The following is an 11,607-nucleotide window of genomic DNA, read 5'->3' on the forward strand; positions in this document are numbered from 1 at the left end:
GGACACAGGAGCAGCGCGTCACCCGCCGGGCCCTGCCTGCACCCGGGCGATCAGATCGAGCAGCGCCGAGTCGACCGCGTCGGGGTGGGTCAGGTTGACCATGTGCCCGCCTCCGGGCACCAGCACCCGGTGCACCGGTCCGTCGATGCGATCGGTGAGCCAACCCGCGGACCGGGCCGGGATCACCGCGTCCTGGTCGCCGGCCAGCACCAGCACGGGCACCGTGCGGAGCGGGGCCAGGGCCGCGCGGGCGTCGTACCCGGCGAGGCTCCGGAGGTAGGCCGACATCACGGCTTCGGGCGTGCGCACCCACGTGGCCTGGAAGCTGTCCGTCACCTTGCCGGACGGGTCGCCGGCGAAGAGCCGCCGGCGCAGCAGCCGCCGGCCGAGGGGGGTGCGGAAGGGGTGCAGGCGCTGCACCAGCGGGGCAGCCAGCCATGCACACCACCCCCCGGCCGTGGCGACGGCGGTCCTGACCCGGAGGGTCGCCCCCTCGCTGCGCTCGCCGGCGGTCAGCGGGGCGGCCCGGGTGGAGAGGAGGGCCACCCCGGCGATGCGGTCGCCGAAGAGCTCGGGCCGGAGGGCCGCCAGGGCGAGCACGGCCATGCCACCCATCGAGTGGCCGACCACCACGACCCGCCCCGTTCCGCCGAGCCGGTCGACGATCCGGCCGAGATCGCGGCCCAGGCGTTCCACCGTGGCCGACCGGAAGCCCGACCAGCCGCTCGCGCCGTGGCCGCGCTGGTCGTAGCGGACGAGACGCGCGCGACCGCGCAGGGCCGTCCACTGGGGGTCGAACATCGTGGCGTCGGCGGCGAAGCCGTGGGCGAACACCACGGTCAGCGGTGCATCGGGCGGGCCGGCGGTCTCCACGTGCAGGCGCACGCCGTCGTCGGTGCGGACCGACGGGTCCTCGCCCGTCATGCGCTCGGAGAGGCGACGCGCCCGGATCAGCCGGGCACCCGTCAGCGCGGCGACCGCTCCGGCGGCCGTCAGGGCGGTCCGGCGGCTCACCGCCGGCCCCCTGCTCTGCCGGACATCGCTGCGGGCCTGCCCGAGTCGTTGCCGGGCACGTGCGGTCCGGCGGCGGGGCGGAGGAGAGGCGGCCGCGGTCCCCGCCGGCGGATCCTCTCCACCGGCGTCATCGCGTGGCCACCTCGCGGTCGTCCCGGGGGTGCAGGGCGAGGAGCGACCGCCGGATGTTCTCCACGAGGCCGCTCGTGACGAGCAGGTCGTCCCCGGTCCTGGCGCGTGCGCGCCTGTGCTCTGCCGCGAGCGACCGGAGCGCGTCGCAGGCCCGCCTGACGGCTGCCTCGTCAGGCGTCCGGCCGCCCGTGGCCCGCAGTGCACCGGCCAGGCCGCCCAGAGCGCCGGCGACGGGGATGCGCAGCGAGGGCGGGAGCTCCGCCTCGTCGCGGCCGGGCTCCCCGGTCCTGCTCAGGAGCTGCGTGATGCTCGCGACGAGGAAGGCGAGACGCTGCAGCGCCTCTCCGCGTCGGCGCTGGTGTCGCAGGCGGGACTGGAACGTCCGGGCGAACCGGTTGCCGCGCCGGGCCTCCTCCGCGCGGTCCACGGCCTGGCGTGCCGCGGCGACGACGTCGTCGAGGGCGTCCACGCGGGCATGCCAGTCGGTGAGGGGCGGGGATCCCTCCTGCCGGAGCCGCTCCTCCAGCTCCTCCAGGTGATCCGCCAAGGCGGTCCGCAGCCGGTCCAGGGCCTGGTCCGCAGGCGTCACCGGCAGCGGAGGGACGGCGGCGACCACGGCCAGCCCGACGAGCGCCCCCAGCAGGGTCAACCCGGCGAACCCGGCGACGTAGTCGAGGGGGTGCTCGTTCCCGACGATGAGCACGAACAGGGCTGAGGTGGGCAGCCACGCGGCTCCGCTGCCCAGGCGTCCCCAGCCGCCGAGCAGCACGCCGATACCGACGACCGCGGCGATGGTGGCCAGGTTCTGCCCGAGCAGCGCCTTGATGCCCAGCGCCACCAAGGCGCCGAGGCCGATGGCGGCGATCGTCTGCCACGACTGGCGCGCCGATCCGGCGATCGTCGTGGAGGTCGCGATCACCGCGCCGAGGGGCGCGTAGTAGGGGTACTCCGCGGCGAACCCCGGGAGCACGTGCACCAGCCCCCAGGAGATGGAGGCGGCTGCAGCGGCCCGGATCGCCATGCCGGCCCGCGGATGCGCGTCGAGCCTCCGCAGGGCTCGCCGGACCCGCTGTCGCGGGTCGCCTCGCAGTCGGGTGCCGACCGCCTTGTCGTGATCTGTCGTCATGCGGGTGTCCCCGGGCCGCCGGCACACGCCGACCTGTCGCCACGCCTCGCTCACCCCGCGGGCGACCCGACGGGGCGGGGTCGGGGTGCGCGCAGCCGGGGGTCTCCTCTCGTCGCCGGGACGCGGGACGTCGTCAGTGGCTCTCCGTACGGCACCTGCCCGGGGCCGGTCCACCGGATGCGGCCCGCGCCGGCATCGTCATCGAGCCGTCATGGCGTGCACCGGGCCGACGGCCGGACCTGCGCTTGCAGCACCCGTTATCCCCAACAACCAACTCGTCTGGAGGCCGACGAGCCGGAACGGCGACAACCGGGGAGGGGCCACCCCGGTCAGGCGTCGTAGTCGACGGTCACCTCGTCGGAGACGGGCAGCGACTGGCAGGTGAGCACGTAGCCGGCCTCGACCTCGGCAGGCTCGAGTGCGTAGTTCCGCCGCATCCGCACCTCGCCGCCGGTCACGCGTGCCCGGCAGGTCCCGCAGACGCCGCCCTTGCACGCGAACGGGAGGTCCGAGCGGACCCGCTGGGCGGAGTCGAGGACGGCCTCGTCCCGGGGGAGCGCGAGGGTGGTGGAGCGGCCGTCGAGGACGACGGTCACCTGGACACTGGGCCCCTCGACGGTCTCCTCGTCGCCCCGGACCGGCTCCGGCGGGACGTCGTCGACGTAGAACAGCTCCTGGTGCACCCGCTCGGCCGGCACGCCGAGCTCCGCGAGCAGCTCCCGGGCATCGGTGACCATGCCGTGCGGGCCGCAGAGCCACCAGTGGTCGACGTGCGGGGCGTCGACCAGGTTGCCGACGAGGGCGCTCAGCCGCTCCCTGTCGAGCCGGCCGCTGGTCAGCTCGGCGTCGCGCGGCTCGCGGGAGAGCACATGCACCAGCTGCAGCCGGGGGCCGTGGCGGTCCTTCAGGTCGGCGAGCTCGTCGGCGAACATGACGGTGTTGGTGCGCCGGTTGCCGTAGAGGACGGTCACGGTCGACTCGCCGTCGCGCAGCACCGTGCCGGCCAGCGAGAGCGCGGGCGTGATCCCGGAGCCGGCGACGACGAAGACGTGGTCGCCGGGGGTCGAGAGGTCCGCGGTGAAGGTGCCCGAGGGCGGCAGCACCTCGATCTCGTCACCGGGTCGGACCTCGTGCACCAGCCAGGAGGAGAAGAAGCCACCCGGGACCTCGCGGACCCCGACCCGCGGGGCGGCACCGACCGGGGCGCAGATCGAGTACGAGCGCCGCTCGTCCCGGTCGCCGTCGACCCGGCGCAGCGTGAGCGCCTGCCCGGGCCGGAAGGCGTAGTCGGTGGCCAGCTCGGGGGGGACGTCGAAGGTGACGGCCACGGCGTCGTCGGTCAGCCGCTCGACCCGCGCCACGGTGAGCGGGTGGAACCGCGGCCGCCGGCGGGTGGGTGCGCTCACTGCGCCCTCGGTGCCGCTCCGCGGTCGCTCCGCTCCTCGCTCGCTGACGCCCGCTGCGATGCTCACTCGCTGTCGCGTCACTAGATCTCCTTGACGTGTTCGAACGGCTCCCGGCAGCTGCGGCAGCGGCGCAGCGCCTTGCACGCGGTCGACCCGAACTCCGACAGCTCCTCGGTGTCCGCGGAGCCGCAGAGCGGGCACGCGGCGCTCCGGCGGATCGGCTCGAGGCTCAGCGGGACGGGCCCGTCCGGGCGGACCGGCGCCCTGCCCGGCGGCGCGATGCCGGCGGCGGCGAGCTTGCGGCGCCCCTCGTCGCTGATCCAGTCGCTGGTCCACGCGGGGGAGAGGACGGTGCGGACGTCGACGTCGTCGAAGCCGGCCTCGTGCAGCGCCCGCAGCAGGTCGGCGCGCATGACGCCCATCGCCGGGCAGCCGGAGTAGGTCGGCGTGATCTCGACGACGACGGCGCCGTCGCCCTCGGTGCGGACGTCCCGCAGCACGCCCAGGTCGGCCAGCGTCAGCGTCGGCAGCTCGGGGTCGGTCACCCGCTCGGCGACCGACCGCGGGTCGGCTGGGGCGCTCACCAGGTCGCCGCCGGGTGCCGGCGGGCCAGCCCCTGCAGGGTGTCCAGCAGCTCGGCCAGCTCCGGCCCGTGCCGGCCCAGGCGCCCGCGGGGCGGGGCGCCGGCCGGCCACCCGGGCACGGGCAGCGTGGCCCGCTCGAGCACCTGGGTGAGCACGCCCCGGACCTCCTCGCGCACCTCGGCGGGGTCGACGGCCACCCCCGCCGCGGTCAGCCGGGTCTCGACGTCGGTGGGGGTGAACAGGTCGGCGAGCAGCGGCCACACCGCCTCGACGGCGGATCGGGCGCGCCGGTGGGACTCCTCGGTGCCGTCGCCGAGGCGCAGCACCCAGCGGGCGGCGTGGTCGCGGTGGTAGGTGACCTCGTTGACCCCCTTCGCGGCGATCGCGGCGAGCACCGGGTCGCGGGAGGCCCGGAGGCGGCTGAGCACCGCCAGGCGGACGGCGGAGGCGGCCAGCAGCCGGACGACGGCGTGCGCGAAGTCGGCGTCCGGCGCGGCGACGAGTGCGGTGCTGCGGAACTCGTCGACGTCCCGGAAGTAGGCGAGCGCGTCCTCGTCGGGGATGGACGCGGTGGCCCGCTCACGGGAGCGGCCCAGCACGCCGACGGAGCCGGCACGGGCGAGCAGCAGGCGGGCCTGGCCGAGGAGGTCCAGGGCGATGTTGCCGATCGCGACCTCCTCCTCGAGCTCGGGCGCCCGGGTGATCCACTGGGTCAGCCGCTGGGCGAGCACGAGGGCGTCGTCGCCGAGCATCAGGCAGTAGGCGCCGAGGTCCGCGGGGTCGATGCCGTCGGGCACGGTCGTGTCCACGCCGGCCAGCGGGTCGTCGAACCCGGTCCCGAACGCCCAGTGCCCCGCCTCGCCGTCCGCGTTCGTCAACGCGTCGTACACGGTCTCCTCGTGCATGGTGACCTCCTGGTGACGTGCTGGAACGGCCCCCTCCCAGGGGACCCGCGCCGAGGGACGAGGTGCGGGGGAGGGAGGGGGTCCTTCTAGATGTGGGGGACGTCCTCGGGGATCTCGTAGAACGTCGGGTGGCGGTAGACCTTGTCGCCGCTGGGGGCGAACAGCGGGTCCTTCTCGTCGGGGCTGGACGCGGTGATGTCGACCGCCCGCACGACCCAGATGCTCACGCCCTCGTTGCGCCGGGTGTAGAGGTCGCGCGCGGCGTCGATCGCCATCTCGTCGTCGGGGGCGTGCAGCGAACCCACGTGCACGTGGTTGAGCCCGCGCTTGCCGCGGACGAACACCTCGTAGAGCGGCCAGTCCCGCTGCACGGCGCGGCGGCGGGGCTGCACCGGCACCTCCGGACCGGTGGGGACCGCGCCGTGGCCGCCCTCGGCGGTCACCTCGCTCACGCCGCCACCCCGGCGTGCTTGCGGGCGTAGGCCGTGGCCGCCTCGACGACCCAGGTGTTGTCGTCCCGCGCCGCTCTGCGGCGGGCGATCCGCTCGGCGTTCATCGGGCCCTCGCCGGCGAGCACGCGGCGGAACTCGTCCCAGTCGATCGGGCCGGAGCGCCAGTGCCCGCTCTCGGCGTCCCAGGCGAGGTCCGGGTCGGGGAGCGTGACGCCCAGGGCCTGCGCCTGCGGCACGGTCATGTCCACGAACCGCCGGCGCAGCTCGTCGTTGGTGTGCCGCTTGATGCCCCACGCCATCGACTGCGCGGTGTTGGGGCTCTCGTCGTCGGGGGGGCCGAACATCATCAGCGAGGGCCACCACCAGCGGTCGACGGCGTCCTGCACCATGGCCCGCTGCTCGTCGGTGCCGCGCATCATCGTCATCAGCAGCTCGTAGCCCTGCCGCTGGTGGAAGGACTCCTCCTTGCAGACGCGGATCATCGCCCGCGCGTACGGGCCGTAGGAGGAGCGGCACAGCGGCACCTGGTTGCAGATGGCCGCGCCGTCGACGAGCCAGCCGATGACGCCGACGTCGGCGTAGGTGAGCGTCGGGTAGTTGAAGATCGAGCTGTACTTCTGCCGGCCCTCGATCAGCTTGTCGGTGAGGTCGGCGCGGTCGGCCCCGAGGGTCTCGGCCGCCGAGTACAGGTACAGGCCGTGGCCGGCCTCGTCCTGCACCTTGGCCAGCAGCACCGCCTTGCGGCGCAGGCTGGGGGCGGCGAGCAGCCAGTCACCCTCGGGCTGCATGCCGATGATCTCGGAGTGCGCGTGCTGGGCGACCTGGCGCACCAAGGTCTTCCGGTAGCCCTCGGGCATCCAGTCGCGCGGCTCGATGCGCCGGTCGGCGGCGATGGTGGCGTCGAACTGCTGCTGCAGCGCGGCCTCGTCGGGGTTCCCGGCCGTGGATCGGTCCAGCGTGGGCGCGGACATCGGATCTCCTCGAGCTGTTTACTGACCGTCCGGTCAGGAATAGTGTGACCCACGCCGCACCCGCGCACAAGCGTCGGGCGGCCGACGCAGCAGCCGAGGGACGAGGACGGCAGGGATGACGACGACCGGACGGCGACGGCTCGGCGAGGCCCCGGACGCGGCCGCTCTCGACGAGGCGGAGCGGCTGCCCCTCGAGGAGCTGCGCGCCCTTCAGCTGCGCCGGCTGCGGTGGTCGCTGCGGCACGCGTACGAGAACGTGCCGCACTACCGGCGCGCCTTCGACGCGGCCGGCGTGCACCCCGACGACTGCCGCGAGCTCGCCGACCTGGCCCGCTTCCCGACGACCGGCAAGGCCGACCTGCGGGACAACTACCCGTTCGGCATGTTCGCCGTCCCGCGGGAGCAGGTCCGGCGGGTGCACGCGTCGTCCGGCACGACCGGCCGCCCCACGGTGGTCGGCTACACCCGGCGCGACCTCGGCACCTGGGCCGCCGTGATGGCCCGCTCGATCCGCGCCGCCGGTGGCCGCCCGGGGGACGTGCTCCACAACGCCTACGGCTACGGCCTCTTCACGGGGGGCCTCGGGGCCCACTACGGCGCCGAGGAGCTCGGCTGCACCGTCGTACCGGTCTCCGGGGGCATGACACCGCGGCAGGTGCAGCTGATCACCGACTTCGGGCCGCGGGTGGTCATGGTGACGCCCTCCTACATGCTCACGATCATCGACGAGTTCGAGGCGCAGGGGCTGGACCCGCGCGCCAGCTCGCTGGAGATCGGCATCTTCGGCGCCGAGCCGTGGACCGAGGAGATGCGCCGCGAGATGGAGGAGCGCCTCGACATCCAGGCCGTCGACATCTACGGGCTCTCCGAGGTCATGGGCCCCGGCGTCGCCCAGGAGTGCGTGGAGACCAAGGACGGCCTGCACGTGTGGGAGGACCACTTCTACCCCGAGGTGATCGACCCGCTCACCGGCGAGGTGCTGCCCGAGGGGGAGCAGGGCGAGCTCGTGCTCACCTCGCTCACCAAGGAGGCCATGCCGGTCGTCCGGTACCGGACCCGCGACCTGACCCGGCTGCTCCCCGGCACCGCCCGGCCCGGCATGCGGCGGATGGAGAAGATCACCGGCCGCACCGACGACATGATCATCCTGCGCGGGGTCAACCTCTTCCCGACCCAGATCGAGGAGATCGTCCTGCGGACCCCCGGCCTCTCGCCGCACTTCGCCCTGGAGCTGACCACCCGCGGCCGGCTGGACCACCTGACCTGCCGGGTCGAGGCGCGCCCCGACTGCCCCGCGGGCCGTCGGGCCACGGCCGCGGCCGAGGTGGCGCAGGCGGTCAAGGACACCGTCGGCACGAGCATCGACGTCGTGGTGGTCGACCCCGAGACGCTGGCCCGCTCGGTCGGCAAGCTCAAGCGCCTCCACGACCTGCGCGACCGCCCGGGGCCCGGCGCATGACCGCCGCCGCGGCCGCGACCGGGCGGCGGGGACGCCCCGGCCACTCGCTGGACTCCCTGCTCGCGACCGCCGTCGCGCTGTTCAACGAGCGCGGCTACGACGCCACGAGCATGGACGAGCTCGCGGCGCGGCTGGGCGTGACCAAGCCGGCGATCTACCACCACGTGCCCAGCAAGGTCGAGCTGCTCCGCCTGGCGCTGGACCGGGCCCTCGACGCGCTCTTCGCCGTCACCGGGGAGCCGGGCGCCACCGAGGGGCCGGCCATCGACCGCCTCGAGCACGTCGTCCGCGGCTCGGTGCGCGTGCTCGCCGCCGAGCTGCCGTTCGTCACCCTGCTGCTGCGCGTCCGCGGCAACTCCGCGGTCGAGCAGGCGGCGCTGGAGCGGCGGCGCCGGTTCGACCGCGTCGTCACCGACCTGGTGCGGGCCGCGGAGGCGGAGGGCGACGTGCGCCCCGACGTCGACCCCGCCGTGACCAGCCGGCTGCTGTTCGGCACCGTGAACTCGCTCACCGAGTGGTACCGGCCCGAGGGCGACCTCTCCGCCGACGCGCTGGCCGACGCCCTGGTCACGACCACCTTCGCCGGGCTGCGCACCCGGCCGGGCTGCCCGTCCTGACGCGTGCTCAGGCGCTGCCCGGCGGGAGCTGCCGGCTGTGCCCCCGCAGCTCGGCGAGCAGCCGGCCGTCCGCGTCGCGCGTGACGGCGACGTCGTAGATGCCGCCACGGCCGGCCACCGAGCGCTCGACGGCGGTGGCGGTGACGGCGTCGCCCGGCCCGGCCGGCGCGAGGTACTCGATGCTGCAGGACCGGCCAACGGCCGCCGGCCCGTGGGAGTTGCAGGCCATGGCGAAGGCGATGTCGGCGACGGCGAACAGCGCCGCGCCGTGGGCGGTGCCGTGCCCGTTGAGCATCTCGCGCCGGATGGTCATGTGCGCGGTGACCGCCCCTGGCGCCACGTGGCTCACGGTGACGCCGAGGGCCCGCGCCGCGGCGTCCCCCGCGAGGTAGCGGCGAACCGCCTCCTCGGCGACGAGCTGCGGTGAGGCCCCGGTCATCAGCCGGCCGTGAGCCGCACGCACTCGGGGCAGGGGTCGGCCGAGCCGCGGCCGCGCGGGCCGTCCCACGTCCCCTGGACGACGCCGACCGACGCCCCGCAGATGCCGGCCCAGGGCGCCGGGAGGTCGGCTGTGCTGCGCAGGACGGCGTGCGCCCGGCCGGTGGCCTGGTCGCGGCCGGCGACGTGATCGCTGGTCATGCCCCCAGCATGCGTCCTCAGCGAGCGGCGGGGGGCCGCGGGAGGGCTTGTCCGACGCCCGATCGCCAGGCAGGCTGTGATCCAGGACACATCCGGCACCAGGGAGGCGTCGTGGCAGCCCACCCCGCTCATCCGGCCGCAGCGACCGGCGTCGACGGCTGAGGCCCCCATGGGCAAGGACATCCCACCGGCCCCGGCACCCCGCCCGGCCGCCCAGGTGCGCAACGTGGCCCTGGTCGGCCGGGCGGGCGCCGGCAAGACCACGCTCGCCGAGGCCCTCCTGGCGGCCACCGGGGCGATTCCCCGAGCGGGCCGCGTCGAGGACGGCAGCACCTGCCTGGACACCGAGGAGGTGGAGATCCGCCAGCAGCGGTCGGTCGCGCTCGGGGTGGCCGCCATCGAGCACGACGGCCACCGGATCACCATCCTCGACACCCCCGGCTCCCCGGACTTCGTCGGCGAGCTGCGGGCCGGGCTCCGTGCCGCCGACTCGGCGCTCTTCGTCGTCTCGGCCGTCAGCGGCGTGGACGCCGCCACCGTCCAGCTGTGGGAGGAGTGCGCCGCGGTGGGGATGCCGCGCGCCGTCGTGCTCACCCAGATCGACCGGCCGCGGGCTGACGTCGACGAGGCGGTGCGCCTCTGCCAGCTGATGCTGGGGGAGGGGGTCTACCCCATGCACCTGGTCGAGCGCGGCCCCGACGGCGCCGCCCGCGGGCTGGTCTCGCTGCTGGAGCCCCACCCCGAGGCCGGGGGCATCGGCGACCGCGACGCCGACCGTCTCCGCGCCGAGCTCATCGAGGGGATCATCGGCGAGAGCGAGGACGAGACGCTGATGGAGCGCTACCTCGCCGGCGACGAGCTCTCCGTCCCCGACCTGGTCGCCGACCTCGAGACCGCGGTCGCCCGCGGCCACTTCCACCCGGTCGTCTGCGTCGCCCCGCTCACCGGGGTCGGCATCGACGAGCTGCTGCAGCTGATCGTTGCCGCGCTGCCCTCGCCGGCCGAGCACGGCTGCCCGCCGGTCACCCGGCCCGACGGGTCGTCGGCCCCGCCGCTGCGGTGCGACCCCGACGGCCCGCTCGTCGCCGAGGTGGTCCGCACCACCACCGACCCCTACGTCGGCCGGATCTCCCTGGTCCGGGTCTTCTCCGGCACGCTGCGGCCCGACATCGCGGTGCACGTCTCCGGTCACGGCATGGCCGAGCGCGGCCACCCCGACCACGACGCCGACGAGCGCATCGGCGTCCTCTCCGCACCGCTGGGTGCCGCCATGCGGCCCGTCGCGGCGTGCCCGGCCGGCGACATCTGCGCCGTCGCCCGGCTGGCGACGGCCGAGACCGGCGACACGCTCAGCTCGCCGGAGGAGCCGCGGCTGGTGCCCCCCTGGGAGCTGCCGGTCCCGCAGCTGCCGGTGGCGGTGGAGGCTGCCTCCCACGGCGACGAGGACCGGATGGCGACCGCACTGGCCCGGCTCGTCGCCGAGGACCCCACCGTCCGGCTGGAGCGGCGCGCGGACACCGGGCAGCTGCTGCTCTGGTGCGTCGGCGACGCCCACGCCGAGGTGCTGCTGGAGCGGCTCCGCAGCAGGCACGGCGTCGACGTCGCCACGGTGCCGGTCCGCGTGCCGCTGGTCGAGACCCTCCGCGGGCCGGCCCGGGTGACCGGCCGGCACGTCAAGCAGTCGGGCGGGCACGGGCAGTACGCCGTCGTCGTCGTCGAGGGGGAGCCGGGGGAGCCCGGGTCGGGGATCGTCTTCGAGCAGCGCATCGTCGGCGGCACCGTGCCCGGTCAGTTCCACGGCAGCGTCGAGAAGGGGATCCGGGCGCAGGCGGCGCGCGGGGTCACCGGGGACCGGCCGCTGGTCGACGTCCGGGTGACCCTCGTCGACGGCAAGGCGCACTCGGTCGACTCCTCGGACGCGGCGTTCCAGGCCGCCGGCGCCCTGGCGCTGCGGGAGCTCGCGGCCGCCGCCGGCACCCGGGTCCTGGAGCCCTGGTGCGAGATCGCGGTGCAGGTTCCCGCCGAGCACGTCGGTGCGGTGATGAGCGACCTGTCGTCCCGGCGGGCGCGGGTGACCGGCAGCGAGGCCGACCCGGGCCGCGACCGGGCCACGGTGCGCGCCGAGGTGCCCGAGGTGGAGCTGCTGGGCTACCCCGGTGTCCTGCGTTCGGTGACGCACGGGACCGGCAGCTTCGAGCGCCGTCCGCTCGGGTACGAGCCGGCGCCCACGGCGACGGCCGTGCCGGCCTGATGGACGCCCTCCCGGCGAGGGGGGCGGCCGGCCCCCTGCAGGGACCCGCCG

The 11,607-nt window shown here is 75.5% G+C and carries 12 protein-coding genes; 3 read left to right on the top strand and 9 right to left on the bottom strand.

Annotated elements, in window-relative coordinates; genetic code table 11:
- Positions 1-18: 18 nt before the first annotated feature.
- The 7 genes from ACI792_RS04845 to paaA form a co-directional block, all read right to left on the bottom strand.
- The gene (locus tag ACI792_RS04845) at positions 19-1,014 is read right to left on the bottom strand and encodes an alpha/beta fold hydrolase (protein WP_456601581.1); all 996 of its coding nucleotides are present in this window, start codon (positions 1,012-1,014) and stop codon (positions 19-21) included.
- A 127-nt stretch (positions 1,015-1,141) separates the two neighbouring features.
- Entirely contained in the window at positions 1,142-2,272 is a 1,131-nt protein-coding gene (locus ACI792_RS04850) for an FUSC family protein (RefSeq protein ID WP_456601582.1), read from the bottom strand.
- Positions 2,273-2,601: 329 nt separating this feature from the next.
- Positions 2,602-3,678 carry a 1,2-phenylacetyl-CoA epoxidase subunit PaaE gene (gene paaE / locus ACI792_RS04855; RefSeq protein WP_456601583.1) on the bottom strand — a complete coding sequence of 359 codons (1,077 nt, stop codon included), beginning with the start codon at positions 3,676-3,678 and terminating at the stop codon, positions 2,602-2,604.
- An 80-nt stretch (positions 3,679-3,758) separates the two neighbouring features.
- Entirely contained in the window at positions 3,759-4,262 is a 504-nt protein-coding gene (paaD, locus tag ACI792_RS04860; RefSeq protein ID WP_456601584.1) for a 1,2-phenylacetyl-CoA epoxidase subunit PaaD, read from the bottom strand.
- The gene (paaC, locus tag ACI792_RS04865) at positions 4,259-5,167 is read right to left on the bottom strand and encodes a 1,2-phenylacetyl-CoA epoxidase subunit PaaC (RefSeq protein WP_456601585.1); all 909 of its coding nucleotides are present in this window, start codon (positions 5,165-5,167) and stop codon (positions 4,259-4,261) included. The genes paaD and paaC overlap by 4 nt, the downstream gene beginning before the upstream one ends.
- A gap of 86 nt (positions 5,168-5,253) precedes the next feature.
- On the bottom strand, positions 5,254-5,619 hold the full coding sequence (gene paaB, locus ACI792_RS04870; protein ID WP_456581312.1) for a 1,2-phenylacetyl-CoA epoxidase subunit PaaB: 366 nt from the start codon (positions 5,617-5,619) through the stop codon (positions 5,254-5,256).
- Complete coding sequence (paaA, locus tag ACI792_RS04875; protein ID WP_456601586.1) at positions 5,616-6,590, bottom strand: 1,2-phenylacetyl-CoA epoxidase subunit PaaA; 975 nt, start codon at positions 6,588-6,590, stop codon at positions 5,616-5,618. The genes paaB and paaA overlap by 4 nt, the downstream gene beginning before the upstream one ends.
- Before the next feature lie 115 nt (positions 6,591-6,705).
- Here paaA and paaK point away from each other — a divergent pair, with 115 nt between their 5' ends.
- A complete protein-coding gene (gene paaK / locus ACI792_RS04880) occupies positions 6,706-8,049 on the top strand; it encodes a phenylacetate--CoA ligase PaaK (RefSeq protein WP_456601587.1) in 1,344 nt (447 codons plus the stop codon).
- Positions 8,046-8,666 (top strand): TetR/AcrR family transcriptional regulator, encoded by a 621-nt coding sequence (locus ACI792_RS04885; protein WP_456601588.1) that lies wholly within the window; start codon positions 8,046-8,048, stop codon positions 8,664-8,666. The genes paaK and ACI792_RS04885 overlap by 4 nt, the downstream gene beginning before the upstream one ends.
- A gap of 7 nt (positions 8,667-8,673) precedes the next feature.
- On the opposite strand, the gene paaI is transcribed toward ACI792_RS04885, so the two are convergent.
- Positions 8,674-9,105, bottom strand: coding sequence for a hydroxyphenylacetyl-CoA thioesterase PaaI (gene paaI / locus ACI792_RS04890; RefSeq protein WP_456601589.1), 432 nt, complete (start codon positions 9,103-9,105; stop codon positions 8,674-8,676).
- Positions 9,105-9,305, bottom strand: a complete 201-nt coding sequence (locus tag ACI792_RS04895) for a hypothetical protein (protein WP_456581317.1) — start codon at positions 9,303-9,305, stop codon at positions 9,105-9,107. The genes paaI and ACI792_RS04895 overlap by 1 nt, the downstream gene beginning before the upstream one ends.
- A gap of 169 nt (positions 9,306-9,474) precedes the next feature.
- Here ACI792_RS04895 and ACI792_RS04900 point away from each other — a divergent pair, with 169 nt between their 5' ends.
- Entirely contained in the window at positions 9,475-11,556 is a 2,082-nt protein-coding gene (locus ACI792_RS04900; RefSeq protein ID WP_456601590.1) for an elongation factor G-like protein EF-G2, read from the top strand.
- Positions 11,557-11,607 lie beyond the last annotated feature (51 nt).

Source organism: Blastococcus sp. SYSU DS0669 (genome assembly GCF_054050895.1).